The sequence below is a fragment of the Kitasatospora sp. Ki12 genome (genome assembly GCF_054601375.1).
The window spans coordinates 1,485,673-1,505,152 of sequence record NZ_BAAIHT010000001.1; the positions used below are offsets into that span (position 1 = coordinate 1,485,673).

Consider the following 19,480-nt stretch of genomic DNA (forward strand, 5'->3'; position numbering starts at 1 on the left):
CATGTGGCGGACGACGACCCGTCGCAGCACGCACTGCGCCCCTCGCAGGCCGGCAGCCCCGACGAGGCGGACGCCGTGCCGCGACAGCAGCCGGTCCCCGGCGCGGGCGAACCGCAGCCGGCGGACCGCCCCGGGGCGCCCGCCGGGGACTCCGGTCCCGCCGGTCCCGTCAGCCTGGTCAAGCCGGCGAAGCCCTCGGAAGGGGCCGCACCGGCAGGACCCGCCGCACCTTCAGGACCCGCGGAGCCGCCGGATCCCGCCGGGGAGACCACCCCCGGCCCGGACGACCCCCACGCCCGCCACCTCGCCGCCCTCGACGAGGACCTGGAGGAGGAGGTCCCCGAGCCCCGCCGCCACTTCCTGGTCCGCACCGCCTCCGCCGCCGGCTCCCGCACCGGCAAGGTGGTGCACGGCACCGGCCGCCGGATCCGCCGGGCCACCTCTGCCGAGGGCGCGGGCGAGTCCGGCCTCGCCAAGCTGATCGAGCTGCACGCGCTGAACTCCTTCGGCGACATGCTGATCACCATCGCGCTGGCCTCCACCATCTTCTTCTCGGTGCCCACCGGCGAGGCCCGCGGCCGGGTGGCGCTCTACCTGCTCATCACGATGGCCCCGTTCGCCCTGCTGGCCCCGGTGATCGGCCCGCTGCTCGACCGGCTGCCGCACGGCCGCCGGGCCGCCATGGCGATGTCGATGCTGGCCCGGGCCGTCCTGGCCTGGACGATGGCCGGGGTGATCTCCGGCGGCGGCCTCGCGCTCTACCCGGAGGCGCTGGGCGTGCTGGTCGCGTCCAAGGCGTACGGGGTGGTGCGCAGCGTCGTGGTGCCCCGGCTGCTGCCGAGCCGGCTCTCCCTGGTGAAGGCGAACTCCCGGGTCACCCTGGCCGGGCTGCTGGCCACCGGCGTGGCGGCCGCGGCGGGCGGGCTGCTGCACCTGATCGGCCCGGGCTGGCCGCTGCGCGGCGCCTTCCTGGTGTTCGTGATCGGCACCCTGATGGCCTTCCACCTGCCGCACACCGTGGACTCGGCCAAGGGCGAGCAGCGCGCCGTCCTGCACGCCGAGGTGCACGGCGAGGGCTCGCACCTGCTCCCCCACCGGCCGCCCCCGGTGAAGGCCTCGCTGCGCACCGTCGGCCCCTCGGTGATCCTGGCGCTGCGGGCGATGTCGGCGATGAAGTGGCTGGTCGGCTTCCTGGTGATGTTCCTGGCCTTCCTGCTGCGGGAGGAGCCGATCGGCGGGCTGCGGCCGACCCTGGCGCTGGGGCTGGTGGCGCTGGCGGCGGGTACCGGCAACGCGCTCGGCTCGGTGCTCGGCTCCTGGCTGCGCACCCGCGGGCCGGAGGCGACGGTCACCGCGATGCTGCTGCTGGCGACCTGTGTGACGGCGGCGGCCGCGCTCTGGTACGGCGTGGTGACGGTGATCCTGGTCGCTGCCGTCGCCGGCATGGCGGCCTCGCTGGGCAAGCTGGCACTGGACGCGCTGATCCAGCGGGACGTCCCGGAGGCGGTGCGGACCTCGGCCTTCGCCCGTTCGGAGACGCTGATGCAGATGTCCTGGGTGGCCGGCGGCGCGGTCGGCATCCTGCTGCCGCTCAACGGCGAGCTGGGCCTGTCGGTCGCCGCCGCGGTGGTGGGCCTGATGCTGCTGTGGACGTTCCGCTCGCTCTTCCGGGTGGGCCTGCGCAGGCACCCGGCGACGCCCCGGGTGGCCTGACCGGGCGGCGCGGCAACACGCGGTGGCCGACCCCCGCGTAGCGTGATCGGCCAGGCCCGGTAGATTCTGATCCCATGAGCCTCAATTCCCGTGCCATCGCCGCCCTCGGCGCCGTCGTCGTGGTCGGCGCCGCCACGGTGGGCACCTCCGTCGCCATCGCTGCCGACCAGACCGAGCACATCTCGCACCAGGCCACCCTCACGGTCGGCAACTCCTCGTTCGTGGCGCAGCCGCTGTGCTGGAACAACGGCAGCCCGCTCACCGAGGACCTCCAGCAGAAGTGCCAGGAGGACGCCCAGGACGCCCTGAAGAACGGCACCCTGCCGAGCTCGGACGTGGTGGCGAGCGACCGGGTCGGCGTCGGGGTCTCCCCGAACGTGGCCGACTCTGGCTGGTGGGCGTTCACCAACGGCGGCTCCTCCAGCAGCGGCGGGCGCACCAGCCTGGCGGTGTACGCCAAGGGCCCGACCTGGTCCGGTGCCCAGCAGGCGAACAAGGTGCTCAACGCCAGCGGCAAGACCCTGGTCACCGTGGTCGAGGGCGACAAGAACTCGGACAACCCGATCGCCGTCTGGTACTTCCAGCTGAACACCCAGGACAGCTGACGGTCCTGCGATGACCGCGCACGACGCCGGCAACGGCGAGCACGAGCAGTCGGGCCCCGGGCGGGCCCGGCTGCTCGTCGTCGTCGCGGTGGCCGCCGAGGCGGAGGCCGTCCTGCGCGGCCTGCCCGGCGGGTCCGCCGCGCTGCCGCTGCCCGGCGGCACGCTGCACCGGGCCGAGGAGGCCCCGGTGGACGTCCTGGCCGCCGGGGTCGGCCCGGCCGCCGCCGCGGCCGCCGCCGCCACCGCGCTGGCCGCCCGCCCGTACGCCCTGGTCGTCTCGGCCGGGATCGCCGGCGGCTTCGCCCCGCACGCCCCGGTCGGTGCCACGGTGGTGGCCGACGCGATCGTGGCCGCGGACCTCGGCGCCGAGACCCCCGAGGGCTTCGCCGACGTCGCCGAGCTGGGTTTCGGCACCACCCGGCACACCCCGCCCCCGGCCGTCGTCGCGCTGGTCGCGGCGGCGCTGGCCGGCCCGGACGGCCAGGGTGCCGTCACCGGCCCGGTGCTGACCGTCTCCACCGTCACCGGCAGCGCCGCGCGGGCCGCCGAGCTGGCCGCCCGCCACCCCGGCGCCGCGGCCGAGGCGATGGAGGGCTTCGGCGTGGCCGAGGCCGCCGCCCGGTACGGCGTGCCGGCCCTCGAACTGCGCACCGTCTCCAACCCGGTGGGCCCGCGCGACCGGGCCGCCTGGCGGATCGGCGAGGCCCTGGGCGCCCTGGAGCGGGCCTTCGCCGCGCTGCCCGTCCACGAACTGGCCTCGGTGCCCGTCCACGAACTGGCCTCGGTGCCCGTCCACGAACCGGCGACAGCGCCCGCCCATGAACCGGCTGCCGCTCCACGAACCGATTGAGGAGGCCGGCCGTGGCTGAACGGCTGAGCATCGCGTACTCGCCCTGCCCGAACGACACCTTCGTCTTCCACGCCTGGGCGCACGGCCTGGTGCCCGGGGCGGACGTCCCCGAGGTGACCTTCGCCGACATCGACGTCACCAACGGCCTGGCCGAGCGCGGCGAGCTGGACGTCCTGAAGATCAGCTACGGCGCGCTGCCGTGGGTCCTGGACGAGTACACCCTGCTGCCCTGCGGCGGCGCGCTCGGGCGCGGCTGCGGCCCGCTGGTGCTCACCCTGCCGGGCGTGGCCTCCCCCGCGGACCTCACCGGGAAGACCGTCGCGGTGCCCTCCGAGCGGTCCACCGCCTACCTGCTGTTCCGGCTCTGGGCGGCGAAGGCGGTGCCGGGCGGCTTCGGCGAGATCGTCGTGCTGCCGTTCCACGAGATCATGCCCGCCGTCCGGGACGGCCGGGTGGACGCCGGCCTGGTGATCCACGAGGCCCGCTTCACGTACGGGCAGTACGGCCTGCACAGCCTGGCCGACATGGGCGAGGCCTGGGAGGACGAGACCGGCCTGCCGATCCCGCTGGGCGCGATCGTCGCCAGGCGCTCGCTCGGCGCCGAACGGCTGCGGGCGCTCACCGACGCCGTCCGCGCCTCCGTCCGACGGGCCTGGGCGGACCCGGAGGCCAGCCGGGAGTACGTGCTGGCGCACGCCCAGGAGATGGACCTGGACGTCGCGCGGCAGCACATCGGGCTGTACGTCACCGAGTTCACCGAGGACCTCGGCGAGGAGGGCTACGCGGCCGTCCGCGCGCTGCTCACCCGGGCCGCCGACGAGGGGCTGGTGCCCCCGCTCGACCCGGGTGCGCTCGCGTTCGGGTAGTCCCGCCGCGCGGGACCTCGGGCGCGGACCTCAGACGTCGAACTGGTCGGCCACCGCGCGCAGCAGGCCGGCCAGCTTCTGGCCGGTCGGCTTGGCGGGGTAGCGACCGCGCTGGAGGCCGGGCAGCACCGCGTCCAGGGTGGTGATCAGGTCCTGGACGATCGGGGCCATGTCGTCGGCGCTCTTGCGCTGGGCGGCGGCCACCGAGGGCAGCGCGTCCAGCAGCTGCACGCCCATCGCCTGGTCGCCGCGGTGGCCGGCGACCACGCCGAACTCGACCCGCTGACCGGGCTTCAGCACGGTGACACCGGCGGGCAGCGCCTTGGTGTGGACGAAGACGTCGCCGCCGTCGTCGCGCGACAGGAAGCCGAAGCCCTTCGTCTCGTTGAACCACTTGACCTGGCCGGTGGGCATCTCGAACAGTCCTCGAATGGGTGTGAGGGATCCCGGTCATGGCCGGGGATCACTGGGTGGTGGGAAGATGCGGGCGACCTCGGCTCGGCGCCCGCGGGCGCTCACGGTCAGCACGCTGTCAGGAGCAGACTAACGGTCCGTGACCGCCTCGTCCGTGTTCCGCGAAGGATCCGCGCCCCAGGCCCGCTCGGGGCGTCGGGCGCGCGGGGATCTCGCCGCCACGGGCGACCCGGTACTGGCACGGCCGGGTCGCGCCACTGCGCTGTCCATCGGCTCACACCCCCGGGTCTGAGAACGCGGGACGCACCTGTAGCGCCCCTCGGCACCCCCTGCATACCCCCGCTCAGCAGGGATCAAAACGTTGAGCTGCCGGGAAACTGCGCAACGTGACCGGACCGCTCCGGTGGGCGGTGCGCCCGGGCGCTCTGCCAGACTGGGGGCCGTCCGGTCCCGCCCCGAGGAGTGAGCAGACGTGAGCAGCCAGAGCGCCGATCCCGGCGACGTGTACGTCAAGGCCGGGGTGATCGTCTTCGGGCTCGGCGCGGTCGCCACCCTGGTCACCTTCGTCCCGCTGTTCCTGCACCTGACGCCGCTGCCGACGGCCGCGTACTGGCTGAGCATGCTGATGCCGGCGGGCTTCCTGTCGGCGCTGACCGGGCTGTTCCTGAACGCGCGCGCCCAGCGCCGCCGGGTCGCGCCGTAACCGGCCCCTCGGACGCGCCCTGACCGGTCAGGCGGCGGACTGAAGGTCGGCCAGGTGGCGGGCGAGCCAGTCCGGGAAGGCGGTGAGGTCCGCCAGCACCACGTCCGCCCCGGCCTCGCGCAGCTCGTCCGCTCCGTACGGGCCGGTGGCCACGGCGACCGCCACGGCGTCCGCGTGCTTGGCGCCCCGGATGTCGCCGAGGTGGTCGCCGACGTAGATGCTCGCGCCGTGCTCCCGCAGCGCATCGCCCTTGGTCTCCGCCCACAGGTCGCCGATCACGGTGTCCGCCGACATCCCGGCGTGCTCCAGATGCAGGAGGGCGTTCGGCTCGTACTTGCCGGTGATCACGGCGACCCGGCCGCCGTGCGCGCGGACCGCGTCGACGGCGGCGTGCGCGCCGGGCAGCGCCACGGTCGGGGCGAAGGCGTACTCGCGGTAGAGCTCGCGGTAGCGCGTCGCGGCCCGCTCCACCTCCGCCTCCGGGAACCAGTTGCGCATCTCGTCCAGCAACGGCGGGCCGAGCCGGGTGACCACCAGGTCGGCGTCGATGAGGGTGCCGGTCTCGGCGGAGAGCGCCAGATAGGTGGCGCGGATACCCGGCCGGGTGTCCAACAGCGTCATGTCGAGGTCGAAGCCGACGGTGAGCGGGGCCTGCAAGGTCTCGGGCATGCCGCCAGGCTATCCAACGGACCCCCCGGCCCACGAGGCAATTTGCCCCGGCTTCACGGCGGAACTTAGGTTTGCCTGAGTTGTCCGCGGAGAGGGCCCATGACCGACGACACCACCGCACCGCCCGGCGCGCCGTGCCCGCCGAACCGCGCGTCGAACCATGCGCCGGGCCATACGCCGACGAGCCGCACGGCGCGGCACCGAATACCGTGGCTCGCCGCCGCCCTGGCCGTGCTGGCCGCCGCGGTGCTGCTGAGCCTCGCGGTCGGCAGCCGGACCGTCCCGTTCGGCGAGACCCTCGACGCCCTGCTGCACGGCGGCAGCACCGCGAACGCCGTGGTGATCCGCGAGCTGCGGGTGCCGCGCACGGTCGTCGGCCTGGCCGTCGGCGCGGCGCTCGGCCTGGCCGGGGCCGTCATGCAGGGCCTGACCCGCAACCCGATCGCCGACCCCGGCATCCTCGGCGTCTCCCAGGGCGCGGCGGCCGGCGTGGTGGTCGCCATCTCCGGCTTCGGCGTCTCCACCCTCACCGGGTACGTCTGGTTCGGCTTCGCGGGCGCCGTGATCGCCACCGTGCTGGTCTACGGCCTCGCCGGCCGCGGCCGGGGCGGGGCGACCCCGATCAAGCTGGCGCTGGCCGGCTCGGCGATGTCCGCGTTCATCGCCTCGCTCAACACCCTGGTGCTGACCACGGACGCGGCCACCATGGACCGGTTCCGCTTCTGGCACGTCGGCTCGCTCTCCGGGCGGACCTCGGACGTGGCCTGGCAGCTGCTGCCGTTCCTCGCGGTCGGCACGGTGCTGGTCGTCGCGGTGGCCCGCGGACTGGACGCGCTGGCGCTCGGCGACGACACGGCCAAGGGGCTGGGCGCCAGGACCGGCCTGGTCCGGGCGGTCGGCGCGCTCGGCGCGACCGTCCTCACCGGCTCGGCGGTCGCGGCAGCCGGCCCGATCGCCTTCGTCGGCCTCGCCGTTCCGCACGCGGCCCGGGCGCTCGCCGGCGCCGACCACCGCTGGGTGCTCGCGTTCTCCGCCGTCCTCGGCCCGGCCCTGCTGCTGCTCGCCGACACCCTCGGCCGGGTCCTGTTCCCGCCGTCCGAGGTGCCGGCGGGCGTGATGACCGCCCTGGTCGGCGTCCCGGTGCTGGTGGCCCTGGTCCGCCGCCGGAAGGTGGTGGCGGCGTGACCCCGCTCTCCTCCGGTACGAGTGGCGTGACGCTCCGCGGCTACTCGGTGGTGCGGGCCGGGCGGGCGTCCTTCCTGCTGCACCGGCGCTCGGCGCTCGTCGCGCTCGGGCTGCTGGTGGCGCTCGCCGGGACGGTGGTGGCCTCGCTCTGCCTGGGCGAGTCCACCGTGTCGCCCGCCGAGGTGGTGAAGGTGGTGCTCGGGCGGCCGAGCCCGGACCAGCTGGTGGTCGGCGAGTTCCGGCTGCCCCGGGTGGTCGTCGGGCTGCTGGTCGGCACCGCGCTCGGGCTGGCCGGGGCGCTGATCCAGACCGTCGCCCGCAACCCGCTGGCCAGCCCCGACGTGGTGGGCGTGACCTGGGGCGCGACCGCGACCGTGGTCGGGCTGACGGCGTACGGGGTGGTCGGCTCGACCGGCCAGGCGCCGTACGCGGCGGTGGCCGGCGGCCTGGTCGCCGGGCTGCTGGTGTACGCCCTGGCCTGGCGGCGCGGGCTGCACGCGCAGCGCTTCGTGCTGATCGGCATCGGGATCAGCGTCGCCCTCTCCTCCCTCACCTCGGTGTTCCTCACCAAGGGCGACGGCTTCCAGGCCCAGGCCGCCAAGGTCTGGATGACCGGCAGCCTGAACGGCTCCGGCTACGACCAGGCCGGCTGGCTGGCCTGGGTGCTGCTCGCCGCCCTGCCGGTCGCGCTGTGGGCGGCCCGCGCCCAGCGGTCGATCTCCTTCGACGACGCGACCGCCGTCGGCCTCGGGCTGCGGCTGGACCGGATCCGGCTCGGCATGGCGCTGCTGGGCATCGTGCTGGCCTCCTGCGCGGCCGGGGCCGCCGGGCCGGTCGACTTCGTCGCGCTGATGGCCCCGCAGATCGCGCTGCGGCTGGCCCGCTCGGCGCAGGTCCCGCTGTTCTGCTCGGCGCTGACCGGCGCGCTGGTGGTGGTCCTCGCCGACCTGATCGCCCGGCGGCTGCTGGCGCCGACCGAGCTGCCGGTGGGCGTGGTGACCGGCATGGTCGGCGCGCCGTACCTGATGTGGCTGCTGATCCGATCCCGCCGTGGAGGTTCCTGATGTCCGCCCACCAGCCGTCCACCGACCAGCCGCCGTCCGGGCGCCTGTCGTCCGGGCACCGTCTGGAGGCACGGGGCCTCACCCTCGCCTACGACGCGCGCACGGTCGTCGAGGACCTGGACGTCCGCATCCCGGACGGGCGGGTGACGGTGATCGTCGGCCCGAACGCCTGCGGCAAGTCGACCCTGCTGCGCGCCCTCGGCCGGCTGCTGAAGCCGGCCGCGGGCGCGGTGCTGCTGGACGGCCAGGAGCTGGCGCGGATCCCGACCAAGCGGATCGCCCAGCGGCTCGGCCTGCTGCCGCAGTCGCCCACCGCCCCGGAGGGCATCTCGGTGGCGGACCTGGTCTCGCGCGGCCGCCAGCCGCACCAGAGCTGGTGGCAGCAGTGGTCGCCGGAGGACGAGGCGGCCGTCTCCGAGGCGCTGGAGCGCACCTCCACCGCGGACCTGGCCGAGCGCAGCATGGACGAGCTGTCCGGCGGCCAGCGCCAGCGCGCCTGGATCGCGATGGCGCTCGCCCAGGGCACCGACATCCTGCTGCTCGACGAACCGACCACCTACCTGGACATCGCCCACCAGGTGGAGGTGCTGGACCTGGTGCGCCGGCTGAACGTGGAGCGCGGGCGGACGGTCGTCGCCGTGCTGCACGACCTCAACCAGGCTGCCCGGTACGCCGACCACCTGGTGGCCATGCGGGACGGCCGGGTCGTCGCGCAGGGCCCGCCCGGGGACGTGGTGACGGCGGAGCTGGTGCGGGAGGTGTTCGGGCTGGACTCGGTGGTGGTGCCGGATCCGGTGACGGGCACGCCGCTGGTCGTGCCGGGCGCCCCGTGGGTGGCCGAGGCCGAGAAGGCCGCAGTGGTGGAGGCCTGACGGCACGCTTAACGGCACTTTAAGCACCAATTCGGACATAATCGACGGCGCCCCGACCCTCCCGCTCCCCGAGCTCCCCGAGGACCGCCGATGCACCGGATCACCCGCCGTACCCTCCTCGCCGGCCTCGGCGGGGCCGCGCTCGCGGCGTGCACCGGCGGCGTCCGGCACCAGGCCCCCGGCACCGCCGACAGCCTCGACCCGAGCGCCTCGCCGTCCGCCGTCCCGGTGCCGCCGGTGACCGTGAACACCGCCACCGGGCCGGTGCGGGTGCCCGGCAAGCCGATGCGGGTGGTCGTCCTGGACACCGACGTGCTCGACTCCGCGCTGACCCTCGGCATCACCCCGGTCGGCGCCGCCCTCCCCGCCCGCGACACCAGCTACCCCGACTACTGGCCGGCCACCCGGACCACCGGGATCCGGCTGGTCGGCCCGGCCGGGGCACCCGACCTGCCGACCGTACGGGCGCTGCGGCCGGACCTGATCCTCTCCAACCAGGCGCGCGACGGCGACCGGTACGATCAGCTGCGCGAGCTCGCCCCCACCGTGCTCACCCAGACCACCGGCGCCCCCTGGAAGGCCAACGTCCGGCTGCACGCCCAGGCGTTGAGCCGGGAGGCGGCCGCGGAGGCCTTCGCCGACTCGTACCAGAAGCACGCCGGGCAGGTCGCGCAGGCGCTGACCGACGCGAAGCTGTCCGGCCGCAAGGTCAGCCTGGTGCGGTTCGTGGAGGGCGGCGGGATCCGGCTGTACGGCCGGCAGAGCTTCCCCGGGACGGTGCTCGCCGACGCCCAGGTCGGCCGGCCGGACTCCCAGAACACCGACCAGTCGGACTTCGAGGTCCCGCCGGACCAGCTCGGCAGGGCCGACGGCGACCTGCTGCTGTACGCGACCTACGGCGATCCGGAGCGGGCCGGCACCGACGCGGTGCTGGCGAGCCCCGGCTGGCAGGCGCTGGGGGCGGTCAAGGCGCACCGGGCGTTCCCGGTCGACGACCAGCTGTGGTTCCAGGGGATCGGCTACACCGGGGCCAACTACGTACTGGACGAACTGCAGCGTTTCCTCGGGGCTTAGGGCCCGTCTTGGGGCCCTAGTCGGTCTACTGACGACATGTCGACTCGCCGAGAGTTGTGCAGTGGAGCGGCTATTCCGCCACAATGGGCCGCCAATCACACCATTCATCCCGGGGGACGACACCATGTCAACTGCGGTAGCTCCGACCGCCCCTGCCCGCAAGGGCAAGGCCGCCGCGCTCGGCTGGCTGATCAGCATCGGCTTCAACGTGGTCGCGCCGATCATGATCTACAACCAGCTGCACGACGCCGGCTACAGCGAATCCACCGCCATCCTGCTCTCCGGCCTGGGGCCGGTGCTCGACACCGTGATCTACCTGCTCTGGCACCGCCGGATCGACGAGTTCGCCGTGGTCTCCCTGGTCTTCGTCGCCCTGACCCTGGTCGTCTCGCTGGTCGGGCCGACCGATCCGAAGATGCTGCTGGCCAAGGACTCCTTCGTCTCCGGCCTGCTCGGCGTGGTCTACCTGGTCTCGCTCGCCGCGCCGAAGCCGATCATGTTCTACTTCGGGCGCAAGTTCGCCACCGACGGCACCCCGGAGATGGTCGCCTGGTGGAACTCGATGTGGCAGTACCCGGGCTTCCGCCGGGTCCAGCGCAACCTGACCGTCGTGTGGGGCACGGCCTTCGTCCTGGAGGCCGTGCTGCGGATCGTGCTGGTCTACACCCTGTCGCACGGCACGGTCGTCACGGTCAACAACATCCTTCCGTACGTGGTGCTCGGCGGGCTGGTGTACTTCACCATCGCCTACGCCAAGCGGGCCAGCGCCAAGGGCCGCGCCGCGGCGGAAGCGGCCGCCGCCGCGGCGGAGGCCGGTCAGCCCGCCGCCGCGTAACGGGCCGGGGGGACGCCGACCGCCGCGGTGAAGTCGCGGGTCAGGTGCGCCTGGTCGGCGTAGCCCAGTTCGGCGGCGAGTGCGGCCAAGTCCAACTCGCCGCCGCTGCCCGCCCGTTCGGCGGCCTCGTGCAGCCGGGCGCGGCGCAGCACCCACTTCGGGGAGACCCCGACGTACTCGGCGAACAACCGCTGGAGACGGCGGACGGTCACGCCCAGCTCGCGGGCCAGCTCGTCCACCCGGCGCAGGTCCGTCCCGGCGGTGATCCGCTCCACCATCACGGCGACCTCCTCCGCCACCGGATCGGGCGCGGGCAGCCGGGGCAGCAGGAAGCCGTCCGCCAGGGCGGCGGCCGGCTCGCCGAGGATCCCGGCGTTGCGGCGGTCCACCTCCGGGCCGAAGAACTCGGCGGCCGGGACGGACCGGTCGGCGAGGGAGACCACCGGGCGGCCGGCGAAGGGACGGAAGGCGCCCGGGCGGAACTTCACGCCCAGCACGTGCCCCGCGCCCTCCAGCCGTCGGACGAAGAGCGAACGGTCCACCCCGTAGACCCGGGCCCGCGGGGCCTCGAAGACCAGGTGGACGTTGGGGTGGGCGAGCACCTTCTGCTCGTACGGGGGCAGGCCGTGCAGGTCCCAGCGCACCAGCCAGTAGTACTCGACGAACCGCGCCACGGCGGGCGCGGGGGCCAGCCGCTCCACGCTGATCAGCTCGGCGGCCCGGGCCGGGTGGAGCACGCCGCGGCCGAGGTCGGGGACGGGCTCGGGGCCGGGTCCGGGCTCGGGCTCGGGTCCGGGCTCGGGTCCGGGAGCGTCCGTCATGGCGCCAGGCTAGTGCAGCGCCGCGTCGATCCTCCGGGGGGAACCCCGCGCCGCACGACGTACCCCCGGCATACTCCCGGCGGATTACTCCGGTACCTCGCGAGGGCTACGGACGACACCCGACTGCTTACATCCACGAGCCGATTCGCCACGGAACCGCGGAAACTAGCGTCGACCCCATGAAACGCAATCGCCGTATCAGCGCCGTCGCGGCGCTGGCGCTCGCCGCCCTCGTCACCGGAACCGGCGCCGGGTTCGCCGCCACGACCACACCGTCGGCCGCACCGGTGGCCACGCAGGCGTTCGACACCGCACCGGCCACCGCCACGGCCACCGCGCCCACGCGGACCTTCCACGGCGCGCTCCCCGCGCCGACCGGCCCCTACGCCGCCGGCGTGGACGTCATCCACCTCACCGACGCGAACCGTCCCGACCCGTGGGTGCCGTCATCCGGCCCCCGCCAACTGACCGTCACGATGGTCTACCCGGCCGTCCCCGGGACCGGGACCCCGGCCCCGTACATGACCCTCGGCGAGGCAGCCGGAATCATCCAGCGCCTGAAGTTGCCGGCGAGCTCCGGCGTCACCCCGCAGAGCCTTTCCGGCGTCACCACTCACGCCTTCGACGGCGCGCGGCCGCAGCGCGGCAAGTATCCGCTGGTGGTCCTCTCACCCGCGCACGAGGACCCGCGCATGACGCTCACCTCGCTCGCGACCGACCTGGCCAGTCACGGCTACGTCGTCGCGCTCGTCGGCGACACCTACGAGGACAGCGGCGAGACGCTGGCGAACGGCCAGACGTCGTCGTGCGCGATCTGCGACGACCCTTCGCGGATCGACGCCATCCCCGCCAGCCGCGCGCTGGACGTGTCCTTCGTGATCGACCGGTTGACGCACGGCGATACCGCGTGGTGCCTGGCACACCTCATCGACAAGCACGAGATCGGCATGGCCGGACACTCCATCGGCGGAGCGGCGGCCGCCGCCACGATGATCGCCGATCCGCGCGTACGGGCCGGAGTGAACATGGACGGCAGCTTCCACCCGGACCCGACGCCCGGCCAGATCAACCGGCCGTTCCTCATGCTGGGTACGACCGCCAACACCGATTGGGAGCACCCCTGGGCCGCCCTCGGCGGCTACAAGAAGTGGCTGACGGTCGCCGGCGCCGACCACTTCAGCTTCAGCGACCTGGACCTGCTCAAGGAGCAGGCCGGGTTCCCGACGCCGCCCCTCTCCCCGGAACGCGGGGTGGCGATCACCCGCGAGTACGTGACGGCGTTCTTCGACCAGACGCTGAAGGGGACCCACAGTCCGCTGCTGGACGGCCCCTCGCCGGACAATCCGGAAGTACTCTTCCATCCCTAGTACGGCGTCGCGTTTCTTCAAGACCGGGCGGCGCGGCCCGGCGGAGGATCGGGACCATGAACGTCCACCCGATGCACCCCTTCCTCGCCCGGGCCGCCTCCGCCGCGGCCGGAGTCGCCGCCGCCGTCCCGGCCGGGCAGCCGCTGGACGGGCCGACGCCCTGCACCGGCTTCGACACCCGCGCGCTGGTCAACCACTGGGTGCTCTACACCTCCCACGGCCTGGAGCACCGGGCCCGCCGCACCGAGCTGCCCCAGGAGCTGATCGAGCGGGACTTCACCGCCGACGCCGAATGGCGCGCCGCGTACGCCGCGCAGCTGGACCGCGCCGTCGCGGCCTGGGCCGAGCCGGCCGCCTGGGAGGGGGACGTCGACCTCGGCGGCTCCCCGATGCCGGCGCCGGGCATCGCCCGGATGCTGATCCTGGAGCTGCTCCTGCACGGCTGGGACGTGGCCCGGGCGGCCGGCGGGGAGATCGAGGTCGACGAGGAACTGGCCGCCCTGGTCGGCGAGATCGTGGCGGAGAACGCCGAGCTGTACCGCCAGTACGAGGGCTTCGCCGAGGCGGTGGCCCTGCCGGACGACGCCTCCGCGTGGCACCGCGCCCTCGCCGCCTCCGGCCGCGACCCGCACTGGAAGGCCTAGGATCCGTCCACCGGCAGGGCCGGCTCCCGTCCGGCGGACCACCGCGTCGTAGGCTCCGGATCATGCACACCCTGACGGAGTACGCGCGGTGTCTCTACGGCGACGAGTACGGCCCGCCACCGGAGTGCGACGGCGACCACCAGGAGTTCTTCTTCGTCGAGCGGCTGACCTTCGCCGACGCGGACGCGATCCTCGCCATGCTGCGTGAGCTCTGCCCGAATCTGGCCGACGGCTACCTGCCGGTCTGGATCCGGAACCTCGCCTACCGCCTGCTGCTCCTGCAGCGGCCGGACGAGCCGGAGCTGCTGCGGGAGGCCGCCGCGAGCCTGCGGCTTCACGGCCCGGACTGGGACGACATCGCAGCCGGCCTGGTCGAGCGGGCCGGAGCCCTGGACGCGGGTTGATCGAGGCCCGAGCCGGAGGCCTCCCGTCGATCGCGTGACGTCCGCCGCGGCCTCACTCGTCATCCGGCTCCGCTCATGACCGTCAGGACACTGCCGAGCTTCAGGAACTCCCCAGCGCGGCGCGGAGCTTGTCCCGCAGCAGCCGGACCGCCGGGGAGTGCTGGTCGCGGCGGGCGACCAGGCCGAGCCGGGCGAACGTCGCCGCGTCGGTGATCGGGACGGCCCGCAGGCCCTCGCCCTCCGAGGAGGAGGCGCTGAGGACGGCGACCCCGGCGCCGCGCTCGGCCAGGCGGAGCACCGCGAGCGGGGAGCTGGCGTCGATGTCCACGCGCGGGTCGAGGCCGAGCCGTCGGCAGGAGTCCTCGTAGGCCGCCCGGAGGCCGGTGCCCGGGGAGAGGCAGAGGATCTTCTCGCCCCGGAGGTCGGCGAGCCTCAGCCCGTCGCGGTCGAGCGGATGCCCGGCCGGGACGACGGCGGCGATCCGCTCGTCCACGACCACGTCGACGTCCAGGCCCGGGTCGGCGTCACCGGCGAAGCCGATCAGCGCCAGGTCCAGGTCCCCGGAGCGGATCTGCGCCTGAAGCAGGTCGGAGTGCCCCTCGTGCAGGCTGAGTTCGATCCCGGGGTGAGTACGGCCCAGGTCGGCGACGACGTCCAGGAACGGCGGGATCGAGCAGCCCATGATCATGCCGAGCCGCACCCGCCCGCGCACCGCGTCGGCGAACTCGGCGGCGGTGTGCTGGATGGCGTCCAGGGTGGCGAGGGCGTTCTTGGCCAGCGGCAGGATCGCCTCCCCCGCCGGGGTCAGGCTGACCCGACGGCCCGCCCGGTCGAGCAACTGCTGCCCCAACTCGCGCTCCAGCTTCGCGACCTGGGTACTCACGCCCGACTGGCTCACGTGCAGGTGGGCTGCGGCCGCCGTGAAGGAGCCCTCGTCGATGACGGCGGCGAAGTAGCGCAGCTGATGCATCTCCATAACTGATGATGATAGACAACATCGGATCCATCTGTTGGACGGATGGACGAGGCGGCGGAAGGATGGAGGCATGACGACGACGAAGAACGCGCGTGAGCTTGCCGAGACCTACTTCACCGCCTGGGAGGCGGGCGAGTTCGACACCATCCGGGGAATCCTGGCCGACGACGTGGACTTCGTCGGGGCGCTGGGGACGGCCTCCGGCGTGGAGGAGGCGCTGGCCGGGCTGCAGGGGCTCGGGCGGGTGCTGGAGAAGATCGACGTGAAGGTGCGGGTCGCCGAGGGCGACGAGGTCATCACCTGGTTCGAGCTGCACACCAGCGTCGCGGAGCCCACGCCGACCGTGAACTGGATGCACGTGGAGAACGGGAAGATCGCCCGGATCCGGGTCACCTTCGACCCGCGCGCCCTGCTCGCCGGATTCGAGAAGAACGGCTGAGCGGGGAGAGGGAGGAGCGGAGCAAGCAGGAGGGCCGTGATCGCCGAGGGCGGTGACGGCCCTCCTCTGCGTTTGCTCCTACGCGTCCTCGTCCGGCGGGGTCGCGCGGAGAGCGGTGACGACGCCCAGGGCGACGGTCGCGAAGGCGAGGGCGAGGAGGACGGCGAAGGCCGTCCCGATCAGGAATCGCACGGGGTCTCGCGTTCGGCGTCGAGGAGGAGGACGAGGAGGTTGAGGAGGGTCGACGCGGGCGCGGTGCCGAAGCGGACGAGGACGCGGCCGTCGAGGGTCTTGTCGGTGCCGGCCGAGGGCCAGATCAGGCCGAACTTCCGTCCGCGTTCCTGGACTTCGGCGAGCAGCGTACGGATGTGGTCGTCCGTGTAGTGCCGGATCCGGGGGTCGGTCGGCTTCATGGGGTGGCGACGGTAGGACATCAGGCGACATCCTTCTGCAGCTCGAACCAGACCGATTTGCCACGCTCCTGGGGGTCGACGCCCCAGCGGTGGGTGAGGCCGGCGACCAGCTGGAGGCCCCGGCCGGACTCGGAGAGCAGGTCGGGCGCCTGCGGGGAGGGCGGGATCGGGCTCTCGTCCGTGACGGAGACACGGAGGGTCTGGTTCGCGGAGATGATCTGGACGATCGGCGCGGGGGTCGAGCCGTGCCGCCAGGCGTTGACCAGGAGCTCCACGAGCGCGAGCTGCGCGTCGAAGATGGCGGAGGGGGACCAGCCGACGCGGGTCATGGTGTCGCCGAGGGACTGACGGGCGATGGCGATCGAGGGCGTGTTGAGGTGACGCATGGGACTTCTCCCGAGGCGTGAGTGAGGGAAGAACCGGCGGAACACATGTCGCCGTGAGCCAGGCCAGGTGGAATACGTGGCTGCTCTGCGGTGCTTGCTAGCAGGCGTTACTGACGATCCGTCGGATCGATGTGACATCGACCATACCCCAACGGAATCACATGTGATCCCGATCGCGGATAGATTCATCCTCAAGTGGACCCCGCGCGAGACAGCGCGGCAGACTTGGGCCACACGGGCAAGGAAGGAACCAATGCCGCCACGACTCAACCCGACGCTTCGTCAACGCCGTGTCGGCGCCGAGCTCCGGAAGATGCGCGAGGCCGCCGGGTTGTCGACCGCGAACCTGAGCAGAGCCCTCGGCATCGACCGGACTCAGGTCAGCCAGATCGAGGCCGCCAAGGTCGGCGTAAGCCCCGAGCGGCTCCGTTCCTTCGCCGCTGCCTGCAAGTGCATGAACGAGCCCTTGATCGATGCCCTGGAGTCAGTGATCCAGGACCGTTCCAAGGGCTGGTGGGAGGAGTACCGCGGAACCATCCCGGATGGATTCCTTGAAGTCGCCGAGCTGGAAAAGAGCGCGAACAGCCTCATGCTGTGGGTCGTCACTCACATGCCCGGCCCCTGCCAGACCATCAGCTACGCCTCCTCAGTCTTCGGGCGCTTGGTCCCTCCGCTCCCCCGGCATGAGTTGGAGGCTCGCACGACCTTCAGAATGCAACGCAAGGCTGATCTGCGCCGCGACCAGAAGCCCCTCACCTGCTTCATCTACGAATCGGTGTTGTGGACTCGCTTTGGTGGCACTCCGATCCTCCGGGAACAACTGGCATCTCTCATCGAGGACTCCGAACAAGCCTGGATGACCATCCGAGTTGTCCCGTTCGATATCGACACCTTCCCCGGGGCTGTTGAGAACCTCACCTACGCGGTCGGCTCCGTGCCGGAGCTGGACACCATCGAGGTCGAATCATCACAAGGCCCCATACATCTAGATGCCGCGAGCGAGCTGGCCAGTTACCGATCCATCTTCGAACGCACTGAATCGATGGCCCTCAACGAGAACGACTCCCGCGGCCTCATCCGCAAGATCGCACAGAACCTCTGAAAGGCCCAACATGACCAGCACCGAGTGGCAGAAGTCGTCCTTCAGCGGATCCGGTGGCGACTGTGTGGAGGTCCGTTCAGCGGACGGGGCGGTCGAACTCCGCGAGTCCGACGAGGGCCACACCATCCTCCGCACCACCCCCGCCGCCCTCGCCTCCCTCCTCGACAGCATCAAGGCCGGCGAATTCGACCACCACGCCTGAGCACCCAGCGGCCCCTCGCCCACGCGAGGGGCCGCAACAAGACCTCCGGCCTCGGGTCAGAGCGCTCGGGGCGAAATTCTCAGTGCTGCTCGCGAAACGCACGGGCGGCCCTGGCAATCACGCGGTGGGCCGCCGGGCCGTAGACGGCGCTCTCTGCCAACGCCTCCCATGCACGGATGTGAAGCGCAACGTCCGCTGGATCGTCCAACCACATCTCCGCGTGCCATGACTCGGTCACGACCAGGGTGTCGTCATGGATCGAGAAACCCACTCCCACGGGAACTCGCAGGTCAGCGCCGAAGGGCACGATCCCGAGGCGTACGTTCCCGCCCGCCAACCACGGCACAAGACGTTCCAGTTGGTCGGCCAGTACGGCCGGCGGGCAGAGGCGGGATACAAGGGCCCCTTCCCACACCAGGAAATGGAACGATCGGAACCGGTCCTTGAGTACCCTCTGCCGTTCCATGCGGGCGACCACCGCAGCCTCGACGTCACGAATCGATAGATGGATTCGGGTGTACCGGGAGAGCACCGCACGGGCGTACCCGGCCGTCTGAAGCAGGCCTGGAATCAAGGTCGGATCAAATGACCGCCGGTCGCCGGTCCTCTTGCCCTGCTCAGCATGAGCTTCCTGTACCGGCCTCACACCGCCAGCGAGCTGGCGCCGCCACGACCGGTACTGCGTTTCCACCGTCCGCAGTCTGCCCACCAGTTCCGCAGCCGTATCGGGCCTTCCGACGCCCTCGGCCCACGCAACTACATCGGCCCTGGTGGGCGACTGCTTTCCGTTCTCCACCTTGCTGACCTTCGACTGCGGCCAGCCCAGCCGCGCAGCCAAGGCGCGGCCGGACAGGCCGCTCTCGGTGCGAAGCTCGCGCATCCGGGCACCGAGAGCGGACCGCGCATGTCGAAAGTCGGGACTCACATGCCGGAAGGTACCTGAGCCCTGAACTCCTCGTAGCGCGTTGCGTGGTGCCAAGCGGCATCACGGGCCTGGCAGGCTCGCAGGACTTCCAACGGGTCGGTGACCAGCTCCATGCCCACGGTGCGGTCACCCTCGAAGTGGAAGCGCGCGACCGTACGGGAGTCGAAGAGCCAGAAGTCCGACAACCCGGCCAGTCCGGCCGCCTCGGCGTCCGACCGCCACATGCACCGAATGTCCTCGCCGGCAGCCACGTTGGTCCGGGCGCACGCCAGCAGATACCGCTGTCCCTCGGTCGGCGGGTTGTCCACCAGGCGCACCCGCTCGAACCTCTTGCCCTTGTCGACCATGCGACGCACATTCTCGAACCAGGGATGCCCGACCTCGCCCGCCGTGTCGCCCGTCCGCAGGAACTCCGCGTACGAGGGCATCTGCTTGTCGGAGAGGTACCCGGTCCTCGTCTCCAATCGCCAGGCGGTGTGCTCGAACCCGTCGTTGATGAACTCGGTGATCTTCTGCTGGGGCACGAACTCGGGCACGGGCGTTGCCTCCTTCGGCGCGAACCTCACGAGCAGTTCGCGGGGCACGACTACGAAGCCTTCATCGTCCTTCACGTACTTGAGCTGTGCCACCTCCTCCGGGTCGGTCACGGCGTACCCCTGCACCACCACCTCACCGGTGTCCACGTCCTCGTACAGCGTCGGACAGTCACCGACCCCTGAGGTGCTACCCACGACCCGCAGTCGCCTAGCCATGGCTCTCTCCCCTATCCGACAGGCAGGAAGTTCTCATGATCGGCCTCAAGTGGCGTCCTGTCCGGGGTGATTCTTGATTATTCTCAGATACCCGCGGTGACGTTCCGGTCTGCCCGGAATCACTACCAGCGGGCCGTCTTCGAGCAGACAGGGACATCGGCGCTGATGCTTCGCGCCATCCGCACCACCTTCGCCGCAC

General features: G+C 72.4%; 24 protein-coding genes. 16 read left to right on the forward strand and 8 right to left on the reverse strand.

All coding sequences use genetic code 11. The annotated features are described in order from the left end of the window. The first annotated feature begins 360 nt into the window (after positions 1 to 360). The 4 genes from ACYP53_RS06310 to ACYP53_RS06325 all read left to right on the forward strand — a co-directional run bounded on the left by ACYP53_RS06310 (position 361) and on the right by ACYP53_RS06325 (position 4,034). Positions 361 to 1,713, forward strand: coding sequence for an MFS transporter (locus ACYP53_RS06310; RefSeq protein WP_308437599.1), 1,353 nt, complete (start codon positions 361 to 363; stop codon positions 1,711 to 1,713). A gap of 74 nt (positions 1,714 to 1,787) precedes the next feature. Beyond that, positions 1,788 to 2,318 carry a hypothetical protein gene (locus ACYP53_RS06315; RefSeq protein WP_189919933.1) on the forward strand — a complete coding sequence of 177 codons (531 nt, stop codon included), beginning with the start codon at positions 1,788 to 1,790 and terminating at the stop codon, positions 2,316 to 2,318. A 10-nt stretch (positions 2,319 to 2,328) separates the two neighbouring features. Beyond that, positions 2,329 to 3,168, forward strand: a complete 840-nt coding sequence (locus ACYP53_RS06320; protein ID WP_459646852.1) for a futalosine hydrolase — start codon at positions 2,329 to 2,331, stop codon at positions 3,166 to 3,168. Between the two features lie 11 nt (positions 3,169 to 3,179). Beyond that, positions 3,180 to 4,034 (forward strand): 1,4-dihydroxy-6-naphthoate synthase, encoded by an 855-nt coding sequence (locus ACYP53_RS06325; protein ID WP_459646853.1) that lies wholly within the window; start codon positions 3,180 to 3,182, stop codon positions 4,032 to 4,034. 30 nt (positions 4,035 to 4,064) lie between these two features. On the opposite strand, the gene ACYP53_RS06330 is transcribed toward ACYP53_RS06325, so the two are convergent. Next, a complete protein-coding gene (locus ACYP53_RS06330; RefSeq protein ID WP_189919927.1) occupies positions 4,065 to 4,448 on the reverse strand; it encodes a cold-shock protein in 384 nt (127 codons plus the stop codon). A gap of 472 nt (positions 4,449 to 4,920) precedes the next feature. Between ACYP53_RS06330 and ACYP53_RS06335 the strand changes: the two genes are divergently transcribed. Then, entirely contained in the window at positions 4,921 to 5,151 is a 231-nt protein-coding gene (locus ACYP53_RS06335; RefSeq protein ID WP_189919925.1) for a hypothetical protein, read from the forward strand. A 27-nt stretch (positions 5,152 to 5,178) separates the two neighbouring features. Here ACYP53_RS06335 and ACYP53_RS06340 read toward each other — a convergent pair whose 3' ends face one another. After that, entirely contained in the window at positions 5,179 to 5,820 is a 642-nt protein-coding gene (locus ACYP53_RS06340; protein ID WP_459646854.1) for an HAD family hydrolase, read from the reverse strand. 99 nt (positions 5,821 to 5,919) lie between these two features. On the opposite strand from ACYP53_RS06340, the gene ACYP53_RS06345 reads away from it, so the two are divergent. The 5 genes from ACYP53_RS06345 (at position 5,920) to ACYP53_RS06365 (ending at position 10,850) form a co-directional block, all read left to right on the forward strand. Continuing rightward, entirely contained in the window at positions 5,920 to 7,005 is a 1,086-nt protein-coding gene (locus ACYP53_RS06345) for a FecCD family ABC transporter permease (protein WP_459646855.1), read from the forward strand. Then, positions 7,002 to 8,069: a FecCD family ABC transporter permease gene (locus ACYP53_RS06350; protein ID WP_459646856.1), complete on the forward strand. Its 1,068-nt coding sequence runs from the start codon at positions 7,002 to 7,004 to the stop codon at positions 8,067 to 8,069. Before ACYP53_RS06345 ends, ACYP53_RS06350 begins: the two co-directional genes overlap by 4 nt. After that, entirely contained in the window at positions 8,069 to 8,941 is an 873-nt protein-coding gene (locus ACYP53_RS06355; RefSeq protein ID WP_189919917.1) for an ABC transporter ATP-binding protein, read from the forward strand. Before ACYP53_RS06350 ends, ACYP53_RS06355 begins: the two co-directional genes overlap by 1 nt. A 90-nt stretch (positions 8,942 to 9,031) precedes the next feature. Beyond that, positions 9,032 to 10,015 (forward strand): ABC transporter substrate-binding protein, encoded by a 984-nt coding sequence (locus ACYP53_RS06360; protein WP_189919915.1) that lies wholly within the window; start codon positions 9,032 to 9,034, stop codon positions 10,013 to 10,015. A 124-nt stretch (positions 10,016 to 10,139) separates the two neighbouring features. Next, complete coding sequence (locus ACYP53_RS06365) at positions 10,140 to 10,850, forward strand: VC0807 family protein (RefSeq protein ID WP_459646857.1); 711 nt, start codon at positions 10,140 to 10,142, stop codon at positions 10,848 to 10,850. Here ACYP53_RS06365 and ACYP53_RS06370 read toward each other — a convergent pair. Then, the gene (locus ACYP53_RS06370) at positions 10,832 to 11,671 is read right to left on the reverse strand and encodes an AraC family transcriptional regulator (RefSeq protein WP_459646858.1); all 840 of its coding nucleotides are present in this window, start codon (positions 11,669 to 11,671) and stop codon (positions 10,832 to 10,834) included. The genes ACYP53_RS06365 and ACYP53_RS06370 overlap by 19 nt on opposite strands. Before the next feature lie 179 nt (positions 11,672 to 11,850). On the opposite strand from ACYP53_RS06370, the gene ACYP53_RS06375 reads away from it, so the two are divergent. The 3 genes from ACYP53_RS06375 (at position 11,851) to ACYP53_RS06385 (ending at position 14,086) form a co-directional block, all read left to right on the forward strand. After that, a complete protein-coding gene (locus ACYP53_RS06375) occupies positions 11,851 to 13,038 on the forward strand; it encodes an alpha/beta hydrolase family protein (RefSeq protein WP_459646859.1) in 1,188 nt (395 codons plus the stop codon). A gap of 56 nt (positions 13,039 to 13,094) precedes the next feature. After that, positions 13,095 to 13,682 carry a TIGR03086 family metal-binding protein gene (locus ACYP53_RS06380; protein WP_459646860.1) on the forward strand — a complete coding sequence of 196 codons (588 nt, stop codon included), beginning with the start codon at positions 13,095 to 13,097 and terminating at the stop codon, positions 13,680 to 13,682. Between the two features lie 62 nt (positions 13,683 to 13,744). Then, entirely contained in the window at positions 13,745 to 14,086 is a 342-nt protein-coding gene (locus ACYP53_RS06385; RefSeq protein ID WP_459646861.1) for a hypothetical protein, read from the forward strand. 100 nt (positions 14,087 to 14,186) lie between these two features. Here ACYP53_RS06385 and ACYP53_RS06390 read toward each other — a convergent pair whose 3' ends face one another. Beyond that, on the reverse strand, positions 14,187 to 15,062 hold the full coding sequence (locus tag ACYP53_RS06390) for a LysR family transcriptional regulator (protein ID WP_459646862.1): 876 nt from the start codon (positions 15,060 to 15,062) through the stop codon (positions 14,187 to 14,189). 70 nt (positions 15,063 to 15,132) lie between these two features. Here ACYP53_RS06390 and ACYP53_RS06395 point away from each other — a divergent pair, with 70 nt between their 5' ends. Further along, entirely contained in the window at positions 15,133 to 15,501 is a 369-nt protein-coding gene (locus ACYP53_RS06395) for a nuclear transport factor 2 family protein (RefSeq protein ID WP_459646863.1), read from the forward strand. A gap of 179 nt (positions 15,502 to 15,680) precedes the next feature. On the opposite strand, the gene ACYP53_RS06400 is transcribed toward ACYP53_RS06395, so the two are convergent. After that, positions 15,681 to 15,935, reverse strand: a complete 255-nt coding sequence (locus ACYP53_RS06400) for a hypothetical protein (protein WP_189921252.1) — start codon at positions 15,933 to 15,935, stop codon at positions 15,681 to 15,683. Further along, entirely contained in the window at positions 15,935 to 16,300 is a 366-nt protein-coding gene (locus ACYP53_RS06405) for an ATP-binding protein (RefSeq protein WP_459646864.1), read from the reverse strand. The genes ACYP53_RS06400 and ACYP53_RS06405 overlap by 1 nt, the downstream gene beginning before the upstream one ends. A 253-nt stretch (positions 16,301 to 16,553) precedes the next feature. Here ACYP53_RS06405 and ACYP53_RS06410 point away from each other — a divergent pair, with 253 nt between their 5' ends. Both ACYP53_RS06410 and ACYP53_RS06415 read left to right on the forward strand, forming a co-directional pair. Beyond that, positions 16,554 to 17,402 (forward strand): helix-turn-helix domain-containing protein, encoded by an 849-nt coding sequence (locus tag ACYP53_RS06410; protein WP_459646865.1) that lies wholly within the window; start codon positions 16,554 to 16,556, stop codon positions 17,400 to 17,402. Between the two features lie 10 nt (positions 17,403 to 17,412). Next, a complete protein-coding gene (locus ACYP53_RS06415; protein ID WP_459646866.1) occupies positions 17,413 to 17,604 on the forward strand; it encodes a DUF397 domain-containing protein in 192 nt (63 codons plus the stop codon). Positions 17,605 to 17,683: 79 nt separating this feature from the next. Here the strand turns inward: ACYP53_RS06415 and ACYP53_RS06420 are convergent, their stop codons facing one another. Both ACYP53_RS06420 and ACYP53_RS06425 read right to left on the reverse strand, forming a co-directional pair. Further along, positions 17,684 to 18,529 (reverse strand): helix-turn-helix domain-containing protein, encoded by an 846-nt coding sequence (locus ACYP53_RS06420; RefSeq protein ID WP_459646867.1) that lies wholly within the window; start codon positions 18,527 to 18,529, stop codon positions 17,684 to 17,686. After that, on the reverse strand, positions 18,526 to 19,281 hold the full coding sequence (locus ACYP53_RS06425; RefSeq protein WP_459646868.1) for a DUF6879 family protein: 756 nt from the start codon (positions 19,279 to 19,281) through the stop codon (positions 18,526 to 18,528). The genes ACYP53_RS06420 and ACYP53_RS06425 overlap by 4 nt, the downstream gene beginning before the upstream one ends. Between the last annotated feature and the right edge of the window lie 199 nt (positions 19,282 to 19,480).